At 72.1% G+C, this 23,874-nt stretch carries 20 protein-coding genes and 1 pseudogene; 6 read left to right on the top strand and 15 right to left on the bottom strand.

Annotated features, from left to right (window positions below; all coding sequences use genetic code 11):
- From NITAL_RS11240 to NITAL_RS11200, 9 genes are all read right to left on the bottom strand, one after another.
- Window positions 1–660, bottom strand: coding sequence for a CIS tube protein (locus NITAL_RS11240; RefSeq protein WP_052666303.1), 660 nt, complete (start codon window positions 658–660; stop codon window positions 1–3).
- Between the two features lie 37 nt (window positions 661–697).
- Window positions 698–1,171 carry a phage tail protein gene (locus NITAL_RS11235; protein ID WP_211262345.1) on the bottom strand — a complete coding sequence of 158 codons (474 nt, stop codon included), beginning with the start codon at window positions 1,169–1,171 and terminating at the stop codon, window positions 698–700.
- A complete protein-coding gene (locus NITAL_RS11230; protein WP_052666302.1) occupies window positions 1,171–1,806 on the bottom strand; it encodes a hypothetical protein in 636 nt (211 codons plus the stop codon). Before NITAL_RS11230 ends, NITAL_RS11235 begins: the two co-directional genes overlap by 1 nt.
- 115 nt (window positions 1,807–1,921) lie before the next feature.
- Window positions 1,922–2,371 carry a phage tail protein gene (locus tag NITAL_RS11225; protein WP_052666301.1) on the bottom strand — a complete coding sequence of 150 codons (450 nt, stop codon included), beginning with the start codon at window positions 2,369–2,371 and terminating at the stop codon, window positions 1,922–1,924.
- Window positions 2,372–2,450: 79 nt separating this feature from the next.
- Complete coding sequence (locus tag NITAL_RS11220; protein WP_052666300.1) at window positions 2,451–4,028, bottom strand: phage tail sheath family protein; 1,578 nt, start codon at window positions 4,026–4,028, stop codon at window positions 2,451–2,453.
- 133 nt (window positions 4,029–4,161) lie between these two features.
- A complete protein-coding gene (locus NITAL_RS11215; RefSeq protein ID WP_052666299.1) occupies window positions 4,162–4,551 on the bottom strand; it encodes a DUF4280 domain-containing protein in 390 nt (129 codons plus the stop codon).
- A complete protein-coding gene (locus tag NITAL_RS11210; RefSeq protein ID WP_052666298.1) occupies window positions 4,551–5,108 on the bottom strand; it encodes a septum formation family protein in 558 nt (185 codons plus the stop codon). Before NITAL_RS11210 ends, NITAL_RS11215 begins: the two co-directional genes overlap by 1 nt.
- Before the next feature lie 298 nt (window positions 5,109–5,406).
- Window positions 5,407–7,494, bottom strand: coding sequence for a tetratricopeptide repeat protein (locus NITAL_RS26450; RefSeq protein WP_169786819.1), 2,088 nt, complete (start codon window positions 7,492–7,494; stop codon window positions 5,407–5,409).
- 89 nt (window positions 7,495–7,583) lie between these two features.
- Window positions 7,584–9,644: an ATP-binding protein gene (locus tag NITAL_RS11200; RefSeq protein ID WP_052669607.1), complete on the bottom strand. Its 2,061-nt coding sequence runs from the start codon at window positions 9,642–9,644 to the stop codon at window positions 7,584–7,586.
- A gap of 399 nt (window positions 9,645–10,043) precedes the next feature.
- Between NITAL_RS11200 and NITAL_RS11190 the strand changes: the two genes are divergently transcribed.
- The gene (locus NITAL_RS11190) at window positions 10,044–11,483 is read left to right on the top strand and encodes a GGDEF domain-containing protein (protein WP_052666296.1); all 1,440 of its coding nucleotides are present in this window, start codon (window positions 10,044–10,046) and stop codon (window positions 11,481–11,483) included.
- A 35-nt stretch (window positions 11,484–11,518) separates the two neighbouring features.
- Here NITAL_RS11190 and NITAL_RS11185 read toward each other — a convergent pair whose 3' ends face one another.
- Both NITAL_RS11185 and NITAL_RS11180 read right to left on the bottom strand, forming a co-directional pair.
- Window positions 11,519–12,304 (bottom strand): lysophospholipid acyltransferase family protein, encoded by a 786-nt coding sequence (locus NITAL_RS11185; RefSeq protein ID WP_211262344.1) that lies wholly within the window; start codon window positions 12,302–12,304, stop codon window positions 11,519–11,521.
- A gap of 45 nt (window positions 12,305–12,349) precedes the next feature.
- A complete protein-coding gene (locus NITAL_RS11180; RefSeq protein ID WP_052666295.1) occupies window positions 12,350–13,192 on the bottom strand; it encodes a lysophospholipid acyltransferase family protein in 843 nt (280 codons plus the stop codon).
- A gap of 68 nt (window positions 13,193–13,260) precedes the next feature.
- Between NITAL_RS11180 and NITAL_RS29590 the strand changes: the two are divergent.
- From NITAL_RS29590 to NITAL_RS11170, 3 genes and pseudogenes are all read left to right on the top strand, one after another.
- A pseudogene (locus NITAL_RS29590) lies at window positions 13,261–13,356 on the top strand (hypothetical protein); the annotation flags it as partial.
- Between the two features lie 53 nt (window positions 13,357–13,409).
- On the top strand, window positions 13,410–13,814 hold the full coding sequence (locus NITAL_RS11175; protein WP_052666294.1) for a transposase: 405 nt from the start codon (window positions 13,410–13,412) through the stop codon (window positions 13,812–13,814).
- A 53-nt stretch (window positions 13,815–13,867) separates the two neighbouring features.
- Window positions 13,868–15,232 carry an RNA-guided endonuclease InsQ/TnpB family protein gene (locus tag NITAL_RS11170; RefSeq protein WP_157041773.1) on the top strand — a complete coding sequence of 455 codons (1,365 nt, stop codon included), beginning with the start codon at window positions 13,868–13,870 and terminating at the stop codon, window positions 15,230–15,232.
- 112 nt (window positions 15,233–15,344) lie between these two features.
- Here NITAL_RS11170 and NITAL_RS11165 read toward each other — a convergent pair whose 3' ends face one another.
- Window positions 15,345–18,218 carry an S-layer homology domain-containing protein gene (locus NITAL_RS11165; RefSeq protein ID WP_052666292.1) on the bottom strand — a complete coding sequence of 958 codons (2,874 nt, stop codon included), beginning with the start codon at window positions 18,216–18,218 and terminating at the stop codon, window positions 15,345–15,347.
- Window positions 18,219–18,364: 146 nt separating this feature from the next.
- Complete coding sequence (locus NITAL_RS11160) at window positions 18,365–19,522, bottom strand: pyridoxal-phosphate-dependent aminotransferase family protein (protein WP_211262343.1); 1,158 nt, start codon at window positions 19,520–19,522, stop codon at window positions 18,365–18,367.
- A 192-nt stretch (window positions 19,523–19,714) separates the two neighbouring features.
- On the opposite strand from NITAL_RS11160, the gene NITAL_RS28025 reads away from it, so the two are divergent.
- Both NITAL_RS28025 and NITAL_RS11150 read left to right on the top strand, forming a co-directional pair.
- The gene (locus NITAL_RS28025) at window positions 19,715–20,272 is read left to right on the top strand and encodes a hypothetical protein (protein WP_052666291.1); all 558 of its coding nucleotides are present in this window, start codon (window positions 19,715–19,717) and stop codon (window positions 20,270–20,272) included.
- Window positions 20,269–21,357 carry an ATP-binding response regulator gene (locus NITAL_RS11150; RefSeq protein ID WP_052666290.1) on the top strand — a complete coding sequence of 363 codons (1,089 nt, stop codon included), beginning with the start codon at window positions 20,269–20,271 and terminating at the stop codon, window positions 21,355–21,357. Before NITAL_RS28025 ends, NITAL_RS11150 begins: the two co-directional genes overlap by 4 nt.
- 9 nt (window positions 21,358–21,366) lie before the next feature.
- Here NITAL_RS11150 and ilvN read toward each other — a convergent pair whose 3' ends face one another.
- Window positions 21,367–21,900, bottom strand: a complete 534-nt coding sequence (gene ilvN / locus NITAL_RS11145) for an acetolactate synthase small subunit (RefSeq protein WP_052666289.1) — start codon at window positions 21,898–21,900, stop codon at window positions 21,367–21,369.
- A complete protein-coding gene (ilvB, locus tag NITAL_RS11140; protein WP_083441462.1) occupies window positions 21,900–23,753 on the bottom strand; it encodes a biosynthetic-type acetolactate synthase large subunit in 1,854 nt (617 codons plus the stop codon). The genes ilvN and ilvB overlap by 1 nt, the downstream gene beginning before the upstream one ends.
- Window positions 23,754–23,874 lie beyond the last annotated feature (121 nt).

Raw genomic sequence — 23,874 nt, 5'->3', positions numbered from 1 at the left:
TCAGTTCTCCAACGTGGGGACGTCGAGCCGGGTGCCTGGACGGAGCGCGAACGGATCGTGGACGGCGTTGGCCTCCGCCAGCCTCCGCCAGATCGTCGGGTCGTCGTAGTGGATGGCCGCGATCCGATCGAGCGTCTCGCCCGGCTGGACGCGGTGGCTGCGGGCGGGCATGGGCGTGCCCGAGGTCGGGTTCTGGCGGGGGTAGTCGTTCTCGTCCTGGTACTGGGTCAGGTCGAGCGTCGCGAGCGCGCGCAGGGGTTCACCGGTGGGCGAGAAGAGGTTGAAGCTGATCGCGAGGCGCGTGATGACGGCCTTGAAGGAGTGGAAGGAGCCCCAGTGGAACTGCACCCACGCCGGCCGACCGTTGTGCTGCGCCGCGTCGAAGCCCGGCAGATCCTCGTCGATGCGGATCAGCGTCGTGAGCGCATCCGTGAAGGTCGTGACGCTCTCGCCGGTGCCGGTCGTGTCGAACAGCAGCTCGAGCCCCGGGATCCGTCCAGACTGCCCGCCGCCGAAGCGCTGGGTGGGTGCCTGCTGACCGGGGATCTGGCGACCCTCCCAGCTGCTCTCGAGGACGACCTCCAGCTTGGCGGGGTTGAACAGGCAGTCCAGCCTCGTGCCCGTCTCGGTCTGCAGGTAGGCCTTTTGCGGCGTGCTCATCGGTGGACCGCCGGGCGAGACGGGTGGGAGGTCGTCATCACGTCCCCTTGAAGGTCTGGGCCGAGAACCCGTGGTGGCTCAGCTCGAGCTCCTCGTCGGGGACCCCGTCCTGCGTCACCGCGAAGGTCGGCCCCCGCCACCGCACCGGCATGGCGTCGATCAGGTTCCACGAACGCAGGCGCTTGCCCTTCGAGCTGACCATGGTGATGCCGACGGGTCGCCGCACCACCTTCCCGTCGGACGCGAACCGGTCCCCCGCGGAGGCGTTGAACCAGTCGAACAGCTCGTCGTCCCAGGTGACGCCGCGCTTGAGCACGATGTTGGGCCACGACACCCGGCCAGGCAGGTGGTGGACGAAGCCGTTGACACCGCCCTCCGCGAAGTGCTCGACCTCGAGCGTGATCTCGAGACCGTGACACTCCGAGAAGGACCCCGCGGGGACGCCATCGATCTCCACGATGAACGCGGCGGTGTTGGTGCCGGACTCCCGGAACATGGTCTCGGCGGACATCAGCGACCTCCCGGTCGGCCGGTGGAGCGACCGACCTCCTCGATCCGGGCCCGCTTCCTGATCGGCGCCGGATGGGGCGCGACGGCGACGTCGGTCGCGTCGACCTCGCGCTCCGTCGGGACGGCGTGCAACCAGGGGCTCGGTGCTCCCTGGGACGCGGCACGCCCGAACATCGCGCGGGCGGCATCACTGACCGGGGTCGGCGTGGGCCGGACGCTCGGTCCCGGTGCTGCGATGTCCGATCCGGTGACCTCCTCCGCGGCCACGTCGACCACGACGTGGGGCGCCGACGTGCTGTCGTTGGTCCCGGCGCCGAGCAGCTGGTCGACCTCCTGGGGGCTGCCGTAGTTGACGATCCGGTAGACCTCGCGCAGGTGGGCGAGATCCGCGGCGAACAGGTCCCTGACGTCGCGCGGGCTGAGCGGTCCGACCGACCCGAGGCGCGTGACCACCCGTGCCAGCACCACGAGCGGCAGGGACGGATCCTCGGGTCCGCGGACGCTGCCGTCCTCGAGCGGCTCGACCTCGTCGGCGGCGGTGGCGAGGCGCATCGTGCCCTCGCGGTGGAGCACCCCGTCCACGTCGAGGAACCCCTTCGGCAGGACGAAGGGGAACTCGGTGCGGAGCTCCGACACGTGTGGCTCCTCGGCGTCCGGGTGGGAACGGGCTAGCGGCGGTCCGCTCGCCTCGGTCGAGGCGCGACCGGACGCGTGGGGTGGCGGGTCGCCCGCCACCCCGACGCGTCGTCGGTCACTTCGCGACCCGCTCGATCCGGTCGACCGAGATCGTGACGGTCTCCTCCACGAAGGCGTCGGCGCTGGCGTCGAGTCCGGTCGTCGACCAGGACATGATCCAGGCGCCCTCGATGTTCCAGCGCCCCGTCTCCTCGTTCTTCCGGTCGTAGAGGACGATGGAGCCGGTCTTGCGCTCGGTGTCGCCCTCCTCGGCCACCTTCTTGTGCCAGTCGAGCAGCGAGTTGTCGGCGGTCAGGTTGCGGGTGAGCGTGATGGGCGAGAACGTCACCCGACCCGGCGACATGTAGTAGTAGCGCTTGCCCTCGTCGGTGGTGTGCTGGCTCGGGACGGGCTCCACGCTGTAGCTGATCCCGTCCACCCGCTTGAAGCGACCGATCTCGACGCTGTCGATCTCCAGGGCGAACAGCGAACCGAGGTAGCCGGTCTCGTACTCGATGGTTGACATGTGCTGGTCCTTTCGACCTCTCCGGGTTCCTGACGTCTACGGGTGGGCCGGCGCACGGCGGCGCCGGCCCACGGCCACCTCAGGCCGTCGTCTCCTTGAGCTGGCTGATGCGGAAGATCACGAACTCGGCCGGCTTCACCGGGGCGATCCCCACCTCGATGATCAACTTGCCCTCGTCGATCGACTCCGGCGGGTTGTTCTCCGCGTCGCACTTGACGAAGTACGCCTGCTCGGGCGTTGCCCCGACCAGGGCGCCGGAGGTCCACAAGCCACGCAGGTACGCGTTGAGGGTGCGCTTGACGCCCTCCCAGAGCTTCACGTCGTTGGGCTCGAACACCACCCACTGGGTGCCGTTCATGATCGTCTGCTCGACGGTGTTGAACAGCCGCCGCACGTTGACGTAGCGCCAGTCGGAGTCCGACGACAGCGTGCGTGCCCCCCACACCCGGATCCCTCGCGTGCCGAAGGGACGGATGCAGTTGACCCCGATCGGGTTCAGCAGCCCCTGTTCGGCCTTCGTGATCGGCCGCTCGACGTCGAGCGCACCGCGGATGACCTCGTTCGCCGGCGCCTTCCACACACCGCGAGAGTCGTCGACCCGGGCCCACAGACCGGCCATGTGGCCGCTCGGCGGGACGAGGATCTCGGAGTCACCGTTGGTGGCGGCCGGGTTCGAGACCTGGATCCAGGGGTAGTACATGGTGGCGAAGGGCGAGTCGTACATCGCCACGTCCGAACGCCACTCCTTGATCTCCTGGACGCCCATGCCCGGTGGTGCGTCGAGCACGGCCATGCGGTTGGCCTGCGCCTCGCAGTGGCCGATCAGCGCGGTCTGCACCGACTTCCACATCTTGAGGTCGATCGTGCCGTCCTCCTGGGTCGCCGCCGTGACGAGGTCGGGGACCGCGACGATCGTCACGTCGTCGGCGATGACGAGCCCGTTGATGCCGTGCCGCTTCGTCTCGGAGCCGGCGAAGGTCGGTGTGCGGACCTCGAGCGGCTCCCGGGGCGCGGGCTCGATGGCGTACAGGCCGGCCTTCGGCATGGCCATCAGCAGGTCGAGGTCCTCGGTGAGCTCCACCTTGGTGGCGACCGCGACGCGCTCGGAGTGTTCCTTCAGCGTGTCGACGACGTTGTTGTCGCCGGCGAGGGACAGCCCGGCGTAGCTCTCCACGACCACACCGTCCTGCAGGACGTTGAGGTCGAACACGGGCTCCGGGTCGGCCCCGTCGTCCGCCGGTTCGTCCTCGGACGCCTCGATGCTGATGCTCAGCCCGTCACCCGGTCCGATCGAGGTGAACTCGAGGACCTCGCCGAGCGCACGGTCCGCCGCAGGCAGCGCGAGCGTGCCGGGCTCCGTGGAGGCCTGGTTGTGTGGGACCCGGACGATGTAGCAGACCGAACCGCCGTTGAGGAACCAGCCGTAGACCGAGTGCGGCAGCATCGCCCCGGGGGTGAAGCCGCCGTAGAGGTCCTCGAACTGGGACCAACTGGTGACCAGGCGGGGCTTCAAGCCCTCCGGGTCGGACGGATCGTCCTTCGGCGCCGTCGCCGTGAAACCGACGAAGGCGGCGATCGCCGTCGCGCCGGTCGACAGCGATGCCGAACCCGACGGCACCTCTTCGATGTAGACCCCTGGGGTCAGGTAGCTCGCCATGCGTTTCCTCCAGTGATGACTGTGCCGGTGGGCGCCGCGGCCGACGGCTGCCGGTCGCGCTTCAGATGTGTCTCGATGGGCGTTGCGTCGTGCGTCCGTCGTGCTGCAGCGCCGTCTGGCATCGCTCCCTTCGTCACGTGCTGGTCACCGTGAACTGCCCAGGCACGAGCAGTTGGATCACGCCGCCGTAGGCACAGGTCAACTTCGAGTTGCTCTCGAGGGCCGGTTGCCCGCCGATCTGGACGGTCGGCGAACCGGGCATCCACGGGGCGGGGATGCTCGGGATGCAGGGCATCGGTGTCAGGACGCCGAGGGCGGCAGCCGTCGCCGCAGCGACCGTCGGGTTGCTCAGCGACATGCACATCCCGAACGGGGGGATGTTCACGAGCGGCTTGTTGTCCTGGATCGTGCCGGCCGGCGGGCCCCCACCGAGGACCTGGCTGGACGGCAGGACGTTCAAGGCCGACGGCGCCACGCCGAAGCTGCAGAGCATCTGGGCCCCGCTGACCACGTTCTGCCCCATCAGCCCTCACCTTCCGAACCTGGCAGGACCGCGCGAGCCACCGCGTCAGTTGCCTCGTCGTCCTCGGGTTCGGGATCGACCGGCGGCTCGGGTGTCTTCCTCGGGACCCTGGCCGGGTCGGCGACGATCGACCCCGTCACCGGACCCTCGGTCGGGCGGACCAGGACGCAGACGATCGAGCGATCGCTCCTGTTGGTCCAACCGTCGAAGGTCGGCAGCAGGTAGCTGAAGTACAGACCGTCGGCGAGCGTCAGGCCGAGGTCGGTCTGCAGGGCGTCGACGCACGTCGTGTCCGCGAGCACCGCGAGCTCCCCCGCCCCTGGGAAGGCGTCCCCCTCCACCGGCCGGACCGCGAAGACCTCCTGGGTGTGCTCCTGCTCGCAGGGCACGACCCGGACGTCGGCGACCTCGCCGGTCGTCCCGGGAGGGACGTCGAGGCAGTAGCCCGCCTGCAGCTCGTCGACCTCGATCGGTCCCGCCCCGACGACGTTGCCGTCGCGGTCGAGGACCGAACCACCACGTGTGCAGCCCACGAGCGCGAGTGCGAGGAGCAGCACAACGGCACAGCGACCCCCGCGCCTCCGTTCCCGGAGAGCGGAGGCGAGCTCACCCGCCCCACGCTGCTTCACCGCCGCCCCTGGCGCTCTTCGAGCCCGGGCCCCGCGGGGGCCCTGGGTGGCCGAACGCACGGGTTGACAGTGACAGACGAGTCGTTCCAGCGCTCAGGCTCGCTGAGCGTGGTCGCGATAACGCCTACCGGTAGCCACCGAGCGCACGATGACGTTCCCGCGGCCGGGAACGGGCCCCCGCCGTGCTAGGGCCGTCACGGCCGCCACCTCGACCGGGACCACCGTGTCAGCGGCGTCCGCTGGCCTCGAGGCGATCGCGGGCGACGCCGGCCGCCTCGGTGTGCGTGCTGACGGCCGCCCGTCGGTACAGCTCCCGCGCTTCTCGGGCACGCTGGGTCCGTTCGAGCAGCATGCCCAGGCTCACAGCCGCCATCGGCGCGGCGTCCGCGTGGTCGCTCGCCAACGCGTCGCGGTAGAGGACCTCGGCCTCCCGTGGGCGCCGCTGGCGCTCCAGCAGCCAACCGAGGTTGTAGGCGGCCATGGGCGCCGCCTCCGGGTGGCCGCTGGTCAACGCCCGGTCGTAGGCGGCGATGGCGTCGTCAGCGCGACCCTGCTGCTCGCAGAGCCACCCGAGGTTGAACGCAGCGAGCGGGAACGCGTCCTCGTGGGCCGAGTCGACCGCGCGTCGGTAGGCGGCCTCGGCCTCGTCGGCCCGTTCGAGGTGCTCGAGCACACCCCCGAGGTGGAAGCTGGCCAACCCGGCGTCCTCCGAACCGCCACCGGCGGCCCGTCGGTAGGCCAGCTCGGCTGCCCCAGGATCGCCGGACCGCTCGTGGAGCACGCCGAGCTGGAGCGCCGCGCGTGACGCCGCCGCGTCGTCGGCCCCGACCGCGGCCTGGCTCCAGGCACGTCGGGCCACCTCGAACAGGTCGGCGGCGTACGACCGCCGGCCGACCTCCAGCGCTTCGCAGGTGTCCAGTTGGGGCAGGAGCGCGTCCCAGGCCGGTGGGGGGATCGTCGCGTCGGTGCGGGACAGGTGCGCCACCAGCGGCGCCGGAGCCCGGAAGGCGAGCTCGGGGACGAGCGGTCGGTCGACGGCGGATGCGATCACCTCGACCCGATCGAGGAGCGGCGGACCCGCATCCGAGATCGTGCTGACCCGGACGAGGGCGTCCTCGAGGTCGGTCTCGGTCGCTGCGGCGGCGTCCTCCTCCAGCGCCGCCGCGATGGCCAGCAGCTTCGGTCGCGCGATCGGCGTCGTCGGCCCGGCCCGCTGCCACGTGACCACGACCCGGACCAGCGCCGCAGCGAGGGGGTCGTCGTCCGCCAACGCGCGGAAGCGTTCCGGGAGGTCGTCCGCGACGCGCGCCTGGTCGGCGACCTCGTGAGGATCCGAGAGGAGGTCGAGCCACCGCTCGACCGGGTCGGTCACGAGGTCGGGAAGCGCGAGTCGTTCCCGGTCGACGACCAGGGCCACGATGCAGCCCGGCAGGGCGGTGACGAGCTGGTTCAGTACGTCGAGGGACAACCCTCGATGGAGGTGCACGTGCGCCTCATCGATCCATACGACGGGGGCGTTCGGCCCGTCGAGCGGCAGCGCCGGGATCGCGGCCACGAGCTCCCGCAGCGGGTACGTGCCCGCCCCGGACGGTGGTGCGGACGCGGGGGGCAGCAGGGCGAGGACCGGCCGGTGCGGCACGTTGCGGCGCAGGGCCCCCCACAGGCGGCGGCCGACCTCCGACCGTGCGTCACCGCGGGCAGCCACGACGCCGCCCGTGCGGGCCAGCTCCTCCGGCCGGAGCGCGACGTCGAGGGCGTCGTCGACGTCGCGGTGCACGGAGGGCCCGACCGGCTCGGCATCGCGGATGCCGAGCCGGTCGAGCGCCACCTCCGCCACCGCCATCGGCGCGAAGCGCAGGGGCAGCTCACGAGCCGGTGCAGGCGCCGGTTCGGATCCCCGTGCAGGCTCCGGCTCGGGTTCCGGCTCGGGCTCGGGTTCGGGTTCCGGCGCGGGTTCCGGCGCGGGCTCGGGTTCCGGCGCGGGTTCCGGCGCGGGCTCGGGTTCCGGCGCGGGTTCCGGCGCGGGCTCGGGCTCGGGCTCCGGCTCCGGCTCCGGCTCCGGCTCGGGCTCGGGCTCCGGCTCCGGCTCGGGCTCGGGCTCCGGCTCGGGCTCCGGCTCGGGCTCCGGCTCGGGCTCCGGCTCCGGCGCGGGCTCCGCGTCGGTCGGCACGACGGCGCGCGCCGGTCGACGCAGGAGGGTGACCGCACCCGCCGCGATCGCCGCACCCCCGACGAGCAACGCGACCGCCAGCGTGGCGCCGACGATCACGGAGCCGAACGCACCGGCCCCGAGGCCGAGCAGGATCCATCCCACACGGTCACGAACGTGACGATCGCGTCGCTGCCCGTCCAACGTCCACCACCGGTCGTGGCACGCGCCCACCTCGCGGGCACGCGCGCAAGTCAGCTGCCAGGTTCGTGCTGGAGGTGCTCGAAGCCGACGAGATCGGAGGCGGCGAGGTGACGGCCGATCTTGCGGTGCTCGCGGATCGTCGCACGCACCAGGTCGTCCATCGACACCGGGCTGCTGTCCTCCGCTGCACGGTAGGCGGCGCTCACCACGATGTTCTGGATCTCGCTGCCGGACAGCTTGAACCGGGCGGCGAGCAGCTCGAGGTCGACGTCCTCCGCCCGAGGCAGCTCGACCGGGAACCTGGCCCGCCACAGCGCCAGACGTTGCGGCTCGTCTGGCGACGGGAAGTCCACGACCGCGTCGAGACGCCGCATGAAGGCCTCGTCGAGGTTCGCGGCGAGGTTGGTGGTCAAGATCGCCACCCCGTCGAACGACTCCATCCGCTGCAGCAGGAACGCCACCTCGACGTTGGCGTGGCGGTCCTTCGCATCGGAGACCGCCGACCGCTTCCCGAACAGCGCGTCGGCCTCGTCGAACAGCAGCACTCCGTTGACACGGTCCGCCTGGTCGAAGATCCGTTCGAGGTTCTTGGAGGTCTCGCCGATGTACTTGTCGACGATCGTGGACAGGTCCACCACGTACAGATCGAGGCCGAGCTCCCCGGCGATCACCTCTGCCGTCAGCGTCTTGCCGGTGCCCGACCCTCCAGCGAACAGCGCGCTGACGCCGCGCCCCCGCGCGGTGCCTCGGCCCACCCCCCACCGTTCGAGCACCAGGTCACGGTGCCGCCACCGGGCCGCGAGCTCGCGCACCTGCTCCTCCACCCCCCGCGGGAGCACGAGATCGTCCCAGGTGGCGACGGGGGTGATCCGGCGGGCGAGGCGTTGGAGACCCGCGGCGTTCTGTGCCCGTGCGCCGCTCTGCAGGTCATCCTGCGTGATGGGTCGGTCGGCCGCGCTCGCCCGGTACCGGGCGAAGCGGGCCGCTCGTCGGATCTGGCCGGGGGTGAGGCGGAACAGCGAGGTCGCCTCGAGGGCGTCGAGACCGTCGGCGAGTCCGTCGGCGGGAAGTTCCGCGGCCCAGAGCTCCGCTCGCACCTCCTCCGCGACCCGCGGCGCGTCCACGACGATCGGCACGTCACGGGACCAGCGCGGATCCCAGCCGACCCGGCCGTGCAGGACCACCGTGACCGCGCCGTCCGCGAAGGCCTGGACGGCGGACGGACCCCCGCCCTCGAGCGCCTCGACCGGACCGACGACCAGACCCGATCCCCGGAGCCGTGCGTCTCGGCAGGCGGCCAGCGCCACCTCGGAGGCATCGTCCCTCGGGCCGAGCCGTTCGAGGTCGAGCGCGACCGTCGACAGGCCCAGCGTCGCGAACGCGGACGCGGCCGACGAGGGCGCCGCCGAGGCGCGGTCGTCCCGCAGGTAGGCGAGCACGGCGCCGTCGGCGAACCCACGCGCCAGCTGCTGTGCGGCCGCGTCATCCATCGCTTCCGGGGCGACCACGAGCGCGGTGAGCGCCGGATCGGGGGCATCGTCGCCGAGCAGGTGCGCGGTGACCCGGTCGGGGACCCGCAGCTCGCGGCTGAGCACCGGTCGGTCCCAGGTCGCCACCTCGACGAGGCCGGCCCGCAGGAGCGGGCCCGTCGGGGCGAGCCGACCACGAGCTCGTGACGACACCGTCGAGGTCCCGCACAGCTGGAGCGCGAGGCCCACGGTGGCGCGACGCAACGACACGTCGTCGTTGAGGTAGCCGTAGAGGGGCTCGAACCGGCGATCGAGGTCGGGAGCCACCGCGATCAGCAGCAGCTCGACGTCGAGCGGCAGCAGGTCGAACGCCGACGCGAGCCGACGGAGGCGGAGGTCCGCGCCCCCGACCTCGAGATCGTCGGCCGCCGACTCGATGAGTTCGAACCGCTCCACCAGCTCCGGCGAGCCGATGATCGGCTCGTGCGGAAGGCTGGCGAGGAGGGTGTCGACCTGTCCGTCCGAGACGAACAACCCGCGGAAGCGATCGTCCGTGGGCTCGGCCGCCTCGCTCCGTCGTCGCTGGACCTCGTCACGGACGCGCCACTCGATGATCGCCAGCCGGTCGAGCAGGTGGAGCACCGACGGATCCGGCCGATCGCCGACCGACTCGGCATCACGGGCCCGCCCCGCCGGCTTCGGTTGGCCCTCGGAGCTCAGGATGGCAGCCCCCGTCACAGGCCGAGCCTGCCCCGCGCGGTGTCGCCGCCACGGCGCTGCGCGCTCTCCCGTGCGACCTCGGGTTCGGCCATGCCCCGCCCCTCCCAAGAGGCCGCGCTGACCGTACCCCTTCGCGTACCGGCTGTGAAGCGGAGCGCCGGCCAACAGGCGCGGTCCGGGACCACCAGCGAGCCGACGCCCGGCGCCACCGTGAGCGGCTGACGCGCGAGCAGCTGTCGGCGAACGCGCACCTGGAGATCGGTCGGCCGGCGATCGGAGCGCCGTGCGCAGGTCCTGCGCGCTTCGGCCGATGGTGGGCGCATGGGACATCGAGCCTGGTGGGCGACCGCCACCGCAGGGGCAGCGCTGCTGCCCCTCCTGGCTGTGCTCCCCGACGGTCCCGCCCTCGATGTCCTGTGGGTCGCCATCGCCGCGGCGACGCTGGTCGCCGTCCACTTCGGAGGCCGTCCGATCCCGGCGGCACACCGCGGTCCACACCGTCTGATGATGGTCGCCGTGGCGGCGCTGGTCGTCGCCACGGCGCTCGAGGTCTCCTGGTGGGCCCCGTCGCCGGACAGCACCGCCGCGACGCTCGCCTCGGTGAGCTACGCGATCAGCTTCGTGTTCCTCGGCGTCGGGATGCTCCGCGTCGTCGCGACCCGCCTGCCGGCCCGTGACACCGAGGGGATCATCGACGGTGCCCTGGTGGCGGTCGCGACGGCCGCCGTCCTCTTCGACGTCCTCGCCGAACCCGCCGTCGCGGAGGTGTACTCCGCCACCGCTGCGGCTGCCCTGATCCTCCTACCGCTGCTGATGGCCACGGTGCTCGCGTCGATCGTCAGGGTGCTGTTGACGGGTGGCCACCGCCACCTCGCAGCGTGGCTGTTCCTCGGTGCCGCGTCGGCCAGCATCGTGGGCAACATCCTCTACGTCGCGGTGCACTCGACCCCCTACCACGCGGTCCTGCACCCGTTGTGGGGCCTCGGGTACCTGCTGCTCGCGTGCGCCGTGCTCCACCCGTCCTGGCCCCGCCTGTGCGAGCCGGCCCCGACCACCGTCGGCAACCTCGCGTTCGGCCGCCTGGCCGTCATCGGTATCGCCCTGATGTCGCTGCCCGCCACGATGCTGCGCCACCGGGAGGCCGAGGCGTCGGTGGTCCCGGTGGTGGCGGCGATGACGTGCGTCGCACTCGTGCTGTGGCGCCTTGCGCGGCTGCTCCTGGAGCAGGAACGGGTGCAGGAGGAGCTGCGCCACCGGTCCCTGCACGATCACCTCACCGGCCTGCCGAACCGGACGCTGGTGTGCGTCCGTCTCGACGCTGCACTGGCTCGTGCCGAGACCGGCGCACCTCCCGTCATCGTCCTGTTCATCGACCTCGACGGGTTCAAACAGGTCAACGATCAGCTCGGCCACGCCGCCGGTGACGAGGTGCTGGCGGAGGTCGCGGACCGCCTGGTCGCCGAGGTCCGGCCAGGCGACGTGGTCGGTCGGCTCGCCGGCGACGAGTTCGTGGTGGTCTGCGAGGACGCTCCGACCGAGATCGCGGCCAGCCTCGCTGACCGCCTCCTCGGCGTCCTGGCCGTCCCCTTCGACTCTGACCTCGGCGAAGCCACGATCGGGGCGTCCATCGGGCTGGCCTCCTCCCGACCGGGGGACGATCCCGAGGCGCTGCTGCACCGAGCCGACCAGGCGATGTACCGCGCCAAGCACGCCGGCAAGGGACAGGTCACGATCTGCAGCGGTGAGCCGATCGGCACCTGAGCGGCGTGGGAGCCTCGCTGCCGTGACCTGGCGGGTCAGGCGGCGTCCTTCGGCTTCCAACCCTCCCGGATCCGGGCGAGGATCGCCTCGCCCTCCTCCGCCGTCGGCGCGCTGCCACCGAGCCGGGCCGGGACCCACCAGGCTCCCGGTGGCGCACCGTCGGCGTAGGCCGCCTGCGCCTCGTCGAGCAACGCCTGGACCCGACGACGCAGCTCCGCGGTCACCGCGGCCGGGTCGTCGGCGAGGTCCGGGTACAGCGGCTCGCCGTAGCGGACCTCCACCGGCAGCCGCCACGACCAGCGCGGCCGGCGACCCACCGTGTTGAAGCGGTGTGACCCCCAGGAGACCGCGGGGACGAGCGGGACGCCGGCCATCGCGGCCATCCGTGCCGCGCCGGACTTGAACGGCAGCAGCTCGAACGACGGCGAGATCGTCTGCTCGGGCAGCACCAGGACGAGTTCGCCGTCGCGGAGGCGTTCCGCGGCCGTCCGCAGCGCCGTCGCCCCCGACCCCCGGTGCACCGGGATGTGCTCGGCACGCCGCATCAGCAGCCCGAAGACCGGGACCCGGAACAACGACTCCTTGGCCAGGATGCGCAGTGGCCGTCCCCACCCGAGGTACGACGGGCGCCCCACCGTGAAGAAGTCCCAGAACGAGCTGTGGTTCGAGGCGATGACCGCCCCGCCCGTACGCGGGACGTGCTCGAGCCCCGTGACGTGGAACCGCCACCGCTGGAGGCGCATGACCGTGAAGGCCACCCACGCGCAGAAGCGGTAGGTCCAGGAGGCAGCGGGGTTGGACGGGTCGAGGGGACGCGGCACGGGCAGCTCCAGCGGGCGACCGAGGGGTGGCAGGGCGACGGGAACCTAGGGACCCGACCCGTCCGGACGGAACCGCTGCTCGTGGGCGCGTCGGACCTCGTCGTGCGCTGGGGCACCACCGCCGAGGCGAGCGGGCACCCACCACGCCCCCGCCGGTTTCCCGTCCGGGTAGCTGCGCTGCACCTCGTCGAGCATCACGGTCATCGTCTCCTGGAGCCGGGCGGCCGCTTCCGTCGGCGATTCGTCCGCGCCGACGTGCACGGGTGGTCCGTAGCGGACGACGACGGGGATGCCGAAGGCGCGCCGGATCCCCACGCCCTTGGCGGCGAAGCGCTGCGAGCCCCAGCCGACCACCGGGATGATCGGCACCCCGGCCCGCTGCGCCATCCGGACCGCCCCGGTGCGGAACGGCAGCAGCTCGAAGGAGGTCGAGATCGTCTGCTCGGGGGCGACGGCGACGAGGTCACCCGCCGTCAGCGCCCCGACGGCCGCGGCGTACGCGTCCGCGCGTGCCGTGGTGGAGGTCCGGTCGACCGGGACCGCCTCCCCCCAGCGGACGATCCACCCCGTCCAGCGCGACGCCCAGATCTCGCGCTTGGCCAGGAACCGGACCGACCGCCGCAGCCGCAGCACGGGTGCCCAGGCGAGCATCACGAAGTCGAGGTAGGAGTGGTGGTTGAACGCGAGGACGGCGCCTCCCTCGCGGGGCACGTGCTCGAGCCCCTGCACGTCGATGCGCCACCGGGACACGCGGACGAACGCGACCACCAGCCAGGTGATCACGCGCCACCGCCAGGTCAGCCGCTGCGTCTCCACGTCGCGCGACGTTAGGGCCTGTGGACAGTTGTTGCTCAGGTTCAGCCCGGCGTGGCCGACGTCGTCGTGCATGGGCTATCCGACCGATCTGACCGACGAGCAGTGGGCGCAGCTCGAACCTGCCCTGGCCCGAGGTTCGCGTGGGCCTCGGCCGTCGGTGGACCGCCGCACGGTCGTCAACGATCCTCTACCAGGCACGCACCGGCTGTCAGTGGCGGTATCTCCCGGCCGAGTTCGGCCGGTGGAACACCATCTGGAAGGTGTTCTGCCGGTGGCGTGACCGGGGTGTGTGGCACGGCTGTGCGGTGCGAAGAAGGTCATCGCCATCGACTACCTCGGGCTACCCGTCGGCGCGGCGGTGTTCGGTGCGCGACGGCATGATGTCGGCGCGGGCCGGACCCTGCTCGACGAGCTGCTTCCGAACCATCCGAGGGTGACCGATGTGCTGGCGGACCGTGGGTTCCGTGGGCTGCAGGGCCCGATCGCACGCGAACATCTGGTCAACGTCGAGATCAAACATCGCGACCGGCTACCGGGCGAGTTCGAACCGATCCGGCCGTCGTGGCGGGTCGAGGACGCGTTCGCGGAGCTCGGCAGGTGGCGCAGGTTGGCACGGTCGTTCGAGGCGACCCCGGCCTCGGCCACGGCGTGGGTCCAGGTCGCGTGCGTCGGGTGGATGCTCGCCCTGCTGTAGCTCCAAGATGTGACCTGAGTGTCGTGTCGCAGGGGTGCGGCACCATCCCGGTCATGATCGCGTCACGCAGACAGTCGTTGAAGCACGGACCGGGTCGGCTCGTGGTCGACGGGCGCGACCAGACCGTGACGCGCAAGGCTCAGTTCGCGTTCCGACCTTCACGCCGCCAGGAACGCGAGCTCCACACCCTCCTGCGTGTGTGCCGCGAGGTCTACAACGCGGCGCTGCAGGAACGCCGTGACGCCTACCGGCTCGCCGGCGAGACCATCCGGTGGCAGCACCAGTTCAACCAGATCAAGCACCTCAAGGGCGTCCGCGACGACGCGCTCGCGTACGGGATCCAGCCGTTGCGTGGCGCGATCATGCGCTGCGACGAAGCCATGCAAGCGTTCTTCGACCGCATCAAGCACGGCGAGACGCCAGGGTTCCCACGGTTCAAGGGCGCGCAGAGGTTCAACACGGCCTGCTGGGACGAACCCACCTCGTGGAAGCTGCGCGACGACCGCCGCACCCTCTACATCCAGGGCGTCGGCGACATCCGCCTGCCGAAGTCCGCCGCCCGACAGGTCGGCAGGATGCTCGGCAAGGGCGGCCGGCCCGTCACCCTGACCGTCACCCGCCGGCGATCCGGGCCGCGCCACCTCAGCCGGTGGGTGTGGCGTGCCACCGTCGCGTTCAACGACGTCGCGGTCGAACCGACCACCCCGTCCGAGGGTGAGGGCAGCCTGGTCGGTGCCGACCGGGGCATCAAGGTCACGCTCGCCACCTCATCAGGTGAGATGCTGACGATGCCGCGCTACGTGGCGGCACAACGCGAACACCTCGCTGAGCTCGAACGGGCACAGGCCCGGTGCGTCAAGTTCTCACGCGAGTGGAAGAGGCTCGGACGGCAGATCGCCCGCGGACGGCGCAAGGCCGCCAACCAGGTCGACAACTGGGCCCGCGAACAGGCCGCCACGCTCGTCGGCGGCTTCGGGATCCTCGCGGTCGAGGACCTCGAGCTTCGCAACATGACCCGTTCGGCACGCGGGACGGTCGAGGAGCCGGGGAGCAAGGTTGCACAGAAGCAAGGGCTGAACCGTGAGCTGCAGGATGCTGCGCTCGGGAAGCTGACCATCCGCATCTGCGTCAAGGCTGAAAGCGCCGGACGCCGCGTGTGGATGGTCAACCCCAGCAACACGTCCCGCGCCTGCTCACAGTGCAGCCACACCGACAGGGCGAACCGGCCCGACCAGGCCACGTTCTCCTGCACCGCCTGCGGCTACGAGGCCAACGCCGACCTCAACGCCGCCGCCAACATCGCCGATCGCGGGCGCACTGCAGAGACGGACTGGAAGGTGGCTGGTGCACCGTCGCTGCCGCGTCGCAAGTCCCGCAGGCGGCCACGAACAGACACCGAGCTCACGCAGGCTGCGTGAGAACGTCAGGGGCCGGGCCGGCTCCTGGGGCACCCGCCCGAACGGACGAACAACTGTCCACAGGCCCCTAGTCGAGGTGCGTGACGCTCCGGCCGACCGCGGTCGCGGTCTCCTACGGCGCGAACGTGCCCGGCTCCTGGTCCTCGGCCAGCACGACGGACCGCCACAGCACGGTCGCGAGCTGACGCCGTGGGATCGCGGCAGCGAGCCGGCCGGTCCCGTCGGGATAGCCGGAGAGCAGACCCGCCGCTGCGGCGCGGCGGGCGGCGCGATCGTGGACGCCGCCCTGCTCGTCGCGGAACCGGGGTCCGTCCGCGGGGACGTCGAGCCCTGCGTGGTCCAGGCTGCGGATCAGCAGCGACGCGAACTGGCCGCGCGACACCGGTTCATCCAACGCCAGGTCACCGTCGTCGCGCCCCCGCATGATCCCGGCCCGGACCAGGCGCTCGGCGGGCTCGTCCCGCGACGAACCTGCCAGCGCGCCCAGGCGGTCGAGGTAGCGCACGAGCACGGCAGCGGTGTGGCGTCGGGTGACCGTCAGGTTCGGGCGGAAGCTCCCGTCGGGGTAGCCACGGAGGAGACCGAGATCGACCAGGCACGCGACGATCGGCCGTCCGTCGTCGCGGAAGCGACCGCCCGGATCGTCACAGGTGTGCGGCCCGGCGGGCTCATCGGTCCCTGCGCCGTCACCATGGGCACCGTCGTCACCCGGACCCCCGCCGTCACCGGGACCCCCGCCGTCACCGGGACCCCCGCCGTCACCCGCGCCGCCGTCACCCGCGCCGCCGTCACCCGCGCCGTCGTCACCCGCGCCGTCGTCGTCCGCACCCGCCCCGGGCAGCACGGTGGCCTGCTCGAGCACGAGCGGGACCAGCGGCGCCCGGCGGGTCTGGGCGTAGCGGTCACCGAGCGCCTGCGGCTCGGCGGTGGGGACCGCCCACTGCCACTGGGCTCCGTCGATCTCGGTGAGCGGCACCGGCGATCCGACGAAGGCGTTGTCGGTGTCGTGGGTGATCAGGAAGTGCAGCCCGTGGCTCCCGTACGCACCCTGCCGGTCCGCGCAGGGGACCTCGTCCTCGGGTCCGTACCCGCCCGCGAGCTGGTAGCCCGCCACCACCCGGTCGTCGTCGGACCGCGTGCCGGGCCAGGGCCGGGCGACGGGCAGGTCCCCGGTGCCGTCGTCGAGGCAGGCGTCGTCGCGGTAGTAGGGGATGACGACGGGGTTGGCCAACGTCGTCGGCCCGGTGAGCTCGAACAGGTAGACCAGGCTGCCGCTGTCGTCCCGGCCGGAGACCTGTTCCCACCGGTCGAACGCGAGCGGCACGTCGAAAGTCGGGTCGGTGACGTCGAAGTAGGCGGGGAAGTCGATGTCCCCGTCGCCGTTGAGGTCGAAGCCGTCGATGTTGCCGACCCGCTCGTCGTCCACCCCGTCGACCGCGACGCCGCCGACGCAGTCGCCGTCCCGGCGGTCCTGGAGGACGGTCGTGACGTTGAAGTAGCAAGCGGCGATGTCACCGTCGTAGTCCCACGAGGTGTACAGCCCATCCGGCGGGATCGGGTGCACCCGCACCCGGTAGCGGTACTGCACGGCATCGCGGTAGAAGGTCTCGGTCTTGGTGACGTTGGTCCCCGAGTCCGCACCCCAGACCGCCCGGATGGCCCGGACCGGCCCGCTGCGCCACCCGATCAGCGCGGCGTTGGCCTCCCAGTTGACCTGCTCGTCCTCGAAGCCGACCAGGGAGATGGCCGAGTCGGGTGACTGCTGGAACGCCCGTCCCTTCCACCGGTCGATGAGGTCCGGGCCGTAGTCGCGCGTCCGTTCGGCGTGGGGTGTCCCCGGGGTCGATCCGACCGCATCCGGGGGTGCGATCCGCATCGAGCGCTTCATCCACCGCCCCGAGGCGACGAACTCGTACGCGTCGGTGCGTACCGTCATGCCGTCCAGCGGGAAGCGGTCCGTCGAGGGCCGCGGCTGCCCGAGCCGGTGATCGAGACCCTGCGCCTCGACGCAGGCGGTGCCGGGCAGGTTGGCGCCGTAGCTGGTGTTGGACGTTCCGAGCTTCTCCGGGTCGGACGGGTCCCAGCTGCCACGATCGGCCCACCAGTCGGCGGAGGGGTCGCGCTCGAGCTGCACGTACCCGGTCTCGGAGGTGAACGAGGAGCCGTCCTCGGCGAGGAAGAGGTAGACGTACGAGACCTGCCCCGTGAGCGGGTCAACCAGGGCGACCTCGTGACGCGACGCTCCATCCGCCCGCTTCGGCGCAGCCCCGCTCGGTGCGCGTGCCCCGGCGTCGGAGGCGAGGAACACGATCTCGTCGTCGTCGTCGAGACCGGGGACCGGATCGGCTCGCGGGCCCACGTAGTCGTCGGCGGTCTCGCCCTGCCCGGGGATGATCGCCCCCGATGCCACGAGGTCGTCGACCTCGTCGAGGGTCGGGTAGCGGGCTTCGCACTCGCCGGCGACCTTCTTCCAGGCCTCCTCCCCCACCGTGCGCCCACCGTCGCCGCCCCAGGCGTAGGTCAGCTCGGTGTCGGTCCCGGAGTAGAACGAGAACGAGGAGCCGCCGTTGGCCAGGAAGTGCGGGAAACGTTCGTCCACCTGCACGGGCACCTCGACGAACGTGCCGTCCTCCCACCGCCAGGCGGTGATGGCCTCGACCGGCGCGTTGCTGCCGTCACGGGGATCGGGAGGGACGACGAGGGTGCCGTTGTGGGCCGACCGGACCAGGTCACCGAGTCCGTTCTGCTCGTCGGTGCCGCTCGGGTACGGCGCCGGGGTCCCGACGGCGGGCAAGCGCGACCAGCTCGGGAACGCCGCCCCCGTCAGGACGATCGGCTCGACCTCCCGGGCGGGACGGACCAGGTCGCCCACGGTCCCGAGCGCGCCGTCCTCCGGCGTGCCTCCGACGGGCAGCGGGACCGCGGCCAACGCCAGGGCTCCTGCGGCACCAGCGGCGACGAGGTGACGGATCCGGTGCAGCCGCATGCGGGTCTCCCCGGGCTGGCCGCTCGAGGCCCCGAGGCGTCCACCGCCCCGCGTACCGACCAGTACCCCGCCTGGTCTTCGACACGGGGCGCCTCGACTCCTCCCTCGTGGACCCTCGTGGGGCCCGCCCAGCCCGGCCGCCGGGGTCAGGTCTCGCGCAGCTCGTCCATCGCGTCGAGGAGGCGGTCCACGTTGGCGTGGGTCGCGCCCTCGCCCATCAGGCCGACGCGCCACGCGGTCCCGGCGAAGGTGCCGAGGCCGCCGCCGACCTCGATGCCGTGCTCGGTCAGCAGCCGCCGCCGGAGCACCCCTTCGTCGACGCCCTCGGGCCAGGCGAACGAGGTCAGCTGGGGCAGCCGATGGCCCTCCTGGGCGAGGAGGGTGGCGTCCCGGTCGAGCAGGTGGCTCTGGAACAGCTCCCCCACCTCGGCGTGACGGGCCCAGCGCGTCTCCAGGCCCTCCTCGAGCACCATGCGCAACCCCTCGTGCAGACCGAGCAGCGCGCTGATCGGCGCGGTGTGGTGGTAGGCGCGCTCGCCCGAACCGCCTGCAGCCGGCATCCCCCAGTACCGCCGGATCGCCGACACGTCGAGGTACCACGACCGCACGGGGGCGCGCCGCTGGTCGAGGACCTCCTCGGCCTTGGCCGAGAAGGTGATCGGCGCGAGGCCCGGCGGGACCGACAGGCACTTCTGGGTGCCCGAGTACACGACGTCGAGGCCCCAGGCATCGACCTCGAGCGGCACGCCGCCGAGGCCGGTCACGGTGTCGACCAGCAGCAGGGTGTCGGTGTCGCGCAGGAGGGCCCCGAGCTCCTCGAGCGGCTGGTGCGCCCCGGTCGAGGTCTCGGCGTGGACCACCGCGACCAGCCGTGCACCCGGGTGCGCGTCGAGCGCCGTCGCGAACCGGTCGGTCGGGATGATCCGGCCCCACGGCTCCTCGACCCGCACCACGTCCGCACCGGCCCGTTCAGCAGTGTCCGCGATCCGACCACCGAAGACCCCGTTGATCCCGACGATCACGGTGTCACCGGGCGCGACCACGTTGACGACGGCCGTCTCCATCCCGGCTGATCCGGTCCCTGACACCGCGTAGGTCAGCGGGTTCTCGGTGCGGAAGACCGCCCGGAGCATGGCCGCGACCTGATCGGTGACCTCGAGGAACCACGGGTCGAGGTGGCCGACCAGCGACCGCGCCTGCGCCGCGGTGACCCGCTCGTGGACCGGCGACGGGCCGGGTCCGAGCAGGAGACGCTCCGGGGGCTGCGCCGCGGGGAACGGCTCGCTGGTGTGGCTGGTGGACACGTGAGGCCCTCCTGGCAGGATCCTGCGGGCGAGCAGGCACACCGCCGGAGCCAGCGGGCTAGCGTCGACTCGTCCGTTCGAGGTGTACCGACGCGCCTGTGGCGGCATCGGCGGCGTGTGACCGTACCGTCAGCATCCTCCTCACTGGTCGTGCCTCCGGCGGGGTGCGCCACCGCACGATGGGGTCCTGCGATGATCGACTGGTTCCCGGCAGCCTTCGCCAACGGCATCGTGACCGTGGCCTACCTGTCGATCAGCATCCACATCCTGCGGGGCGTCCACGCGGGCCGGTCCTGGCGCACCAACCCCCTGGCGGTCGCGACCGGCCTGATCTTCCTGTCCTGCGCGGCCGGGCACGCCGGACACGTCGGCCACCTGCTCGACCCAGGGACGCGTGCGGCCTCGCTCCAGGTGTACGACCTGCACCTGATCGTGATCGACGGCGTGACCGCCGTGATCGCCGTCCGCTACTGGCTGCTGCGCAGCCGGTTCCCCGCCCTCGTCCGCGGGGCCGCGGTCTTCGAGGACCTCACCACCCGCCGACGCGAGGCCCTCGACCTGCACGACCAGGTCGTGCAGCAGCTCGCCACCGCCAAGCTGGCGCTCGAGCTCGGCGAGCACGACCGGGGCATGGCAGCGCTCGACGCCAGCCTCACCGCATCCCGGCGCATCGTCTCCGACCTCGTCGGCGACGAGCAGGCGTCGGAGGCCACGCTCCGACCGGGCGGCCTGCGCAGGACCCTGCCGTGACGGCCGTGCCGGCCCGGCGCCGCACCCTCCTCGTCGATGATGCCGAGGAACTGCGCTACCTGGTCCGGCTCGTCCTCGAGCGGTCCGGCCGCTACGAGGTGGTCGCCGAAGCGGCCGATGGGCACGAAGCCATCGCCTCGGCGGTGGCCCACGGCGAGGCCCTGGACCTGGTCCTGCTCGACCTGTCCATGCCGCGGATGGACGGCCTCGAGGCGCTCCCCCACGTGCGGCGTGCGGCCCCGGGTGCCCGGGTCGTGGTCCTCTCCGGTTTCGCCGAGGCCGGCACCGCGGAGGCCGCCCGGCTCGCCGGTGCGGACCTCTACCTGGAGAAGGGCCTGGCGCCCGACGTGCTGTTGGCCGCGCTCGACGGCACGGACCTCGTGAGCTCTGGGGTCGCCGGCACGCCCACCACGACCGTGATCCGACCTGCTGCGGCCCCGCCGGCCGCGAACGAGGTCGTGGGACGCCTCGCACACGATGTGCGCACCCCGCTGCTGACGGCTCGCGGGGCCGTCTCGCTCGTCCGCGAACAGCTCGGGTCGCTCGCGCCCGACCTCGAGGACATCGTGGCTCGGGCCGAGAGCGCGCTCGACCGGGTGGACCGGACCCTGACCGCTGCCGTCGAGCACGCCCGCATCGGCGCAGCGCCGCTCACCCCCCGCCGGGTCGAGGTCCGCGAGGTGCTGGTCGAGGCCGTGGCCGCCGTGGGGCCACAGGCGGAGAACCGGACGACGGTCCGGGGTCGGGTCCGCCACGTCCTGGCCGACCGGGACGCGCTCCGGAGGATCGTGGTCAACCTCGTCGACAACGCCGTGCGCTACAGCGACGGCCCGATCGAGCTGGTCATCTCCGACGCGGACGGTCGCGTCGCCATCGACGTGCGGGACCACGGGCCCGGGTTCGGGGTCGACGGTCAGGACCTGTTCGCCCCGTTCGCGCGAGGACCGGCCGGGCGGGACCGGCCGGGGACCGGCCTCGGCCTGGCCACCGCCGCCGACGTGACGCGGCGGCTCGGCGGCGACCTGTCGGCCGCCGACCGTGGCGACGGGGCGACGGTCACCGTCCGCCTCCCGGCCGCCGACTGACGGCCGGCGTCACACGACGCGTTGCATGCGGACCTTCGAGCCGTCGGTGATGCTGCGCGTCCCACGGGCGAGCGCGATGCGTCCACTGCGGACCATCTCGCGGATGCCGAACGGCTCGAGCAGGTCCACGAGTGCGCCGAGCTTGTCCGGGTCGCCGGCCGCCTCGATCGTGAGCGAGTCGTGGTCGACGTCGACGATGTTGGCGCGGAACACCTGGGCGAGCTCGATGATCTGGCCCCGCGTGGCCGCGTCGCAGGCGACCTTGACCAGCTGCAGCTCGCGCTCGACGGTGTCGCCCTCCTCGAGCTCGACGATCTTGAGCACGTGGACCAGCTTGTTGAGCTGCTTGATGATCTGCTCGAGCTGGACCGCCTCGGTGCCGACCACCAGGGTCAGGCGCGAGACCCGGGGGTCGTCGGTGGGGCCGACCGCCAGCGAGTGGATGTTGTAGTTGCGCCGGGCGAACATCCCCGCGACGCGGGTGAGGACGCCGGGCTTGTTCTCGACGAGCACCGACAGGGTGTGCTGGGTGTGGTGGCTCATCAGATGATCTCCGGTCCGACGCCGAGGTCCTGTGGCGCGGTGTCGTCGACCTCGGCCGCCGCAGCGGCCCGGGTGTGCCACTCCTCGGCCGACTCGAGGATCTCGTCGTTGCTGGCGCCCGAGGGCACCATCGGGAACACCATCTCGTCGGGGTCGACGCGGAACTCGACGAGGATCGGCTGGTCGGTGATCTGCTTCGCCTTCGCCAGCGTCGCGTCGAGCTCGTCGACCGACGAGATGCGGAAGCCCGGCATCTGGTAGGCGTCGGCCAGCTTCATCAGGTCGGGCAGGTCCTGCGGCAGGGCCACCTGCGACAGACGGTCCTCGTAGAACAGGTGCTGCCACTGGCGCACCATGCCGAGGTAGCCGTTGTTGATGACGCAGAAGACGACGGGGATGTCGTGCTGCACCGCGGCGGCGAGCTCCTGGAAGGTCATCTGGAAGCAGCCGTCGCCGTCGATGGCGACCACCGGCACGTCGCGGCCGACGCCGACCTTGGCGCCGATCGCGGCCGGCACGGCGAAGCCCATCGTCCCGAGCCCACCGGAGTTGATCCACTGCCGGCCGCGGGTGTAGGGGATGTGCTGCGCGGCCCACATCTGGTGTTGGCCGACGCCAGCCACGTACACCGCGTCGTCCCCCCAGGTCTCGTGGATGGCGCGGATGGCGGTCTGCGGCTTGAGCACGCCCGTCTCGGGCTGCTCGACCCGCAGCGGGTGGTCGGCCTTCATCTGGTCGAGGTGGCCCCGCCACGCGGTGACGTCCGGGATCAGCTCGGCGAGGGTGCCCTTGGTGCGCTTGTCCTCGATCACCTTCAGCAGCTGGCCGAGCACCACCTTCACGTCACCGACGATCGGGACGTCGACCTCACGGTTCTTGCCGATCTCGGCCGGGTCGACATCGACGTGGATCACCTTGGCGTGCGGCGCGAACGAGGCGAGGTGTCCGGTCACCCGATCGTCGAACCGTGCCCCGAGGGTGATCAGCAGGTCGGTCTCCTGGAACGCCTTCACCGCCGCGTAGTGGCCGTGCATGCCAGGCATCCCCACGGTGAGCTCGTGGGTGTCGGGCAGGATCCCGCGCGCCATCAGGGTCGTCACGACCGGCAGGCCGAGCGTCTCGGCGAAGGCGCGCAGCTCCTCGTCGGCGCCGGCCCGCACGAGGCCACCGCCGGCGTAGATCACGGGCCGCTCCGCACCGGCGATCAGGTCCAGCGCCTCGCGGATCATCTTGCCGTGGCCGCGGACCGTCGGGCGGTAGCCGGGCAGATCGAGGTGTTCGGGCCACTGCCAGGCGACCTTGGCGTTCAGGACGTCCTTGGGCAGGTCGACGAGCACCGGCCCCGGCCGGCCGGAACGGGCGATGTAGAACGCCTCGGCGATGGCGCCGGCGATGCGCTCGGCCGAGTACACGATCTCGTTGTGCTTGGTGATCGGCATGGTGATGCCGGTCACGTCCGCCTCCTGGAAGGCGTCCGAGCCGATGGCGGTCGTAGCGACCTGCCCGGTGATCGCCAGGATCGGGACCGAGTCCATGTGCGCGTCGGCCAGGCCGGTGACCAGGTTGGTGGCCGCGGGGCCCGACGTCACGATGCACACGCCGACGCGGCCCGTGGCGTGTGCGTAGCCCTCGGCCATGTGGATGGCACCCTGCTCGTGGCGGACCAGCACGTGGGTGAAGTCGGCCTCGATCAGCGGGTCGTAGGCCGGCAGGATGGCCCCGCCCGGGTAGCCGAAGACGACGTCGACGCCAAGCGCCTCGAGGCTGCGCATGACCGCCTGGGCGCCGGTGACGACCTCACCGGCGCGTTCGTGCGGGCGCGGGTCGGCCGCGGGCTCGGGTGCGAGCGACATGTGTCCTCCTGGTCCGCGGCGGCGGTCGCCGCGTCGCTACCTGCCACCCCCGGCGGTGCAGGGGTGCCCTCTCACGGAAGAACCTCCCGGTCCGGGAGGTTCGCGCGCGCTCGGTGCAGAG

The sequence above is a fragment of the Nitriliruptor alkaliphilus DSM 45188 genome (assembly GCF_000969705.1).
Classification (GTDB): Bacteria; Actinomycetota; Nitriliruptoria; order Nitriliruptorales; family Nitriliruptoraceae; genus Nitriliruptor; species Nitriliruptor alkaliphilus.
Note: the sequence above shows the minus strand (reverse complement) of the source record. Positions and strands in the feature narration are given on the sequence as shown.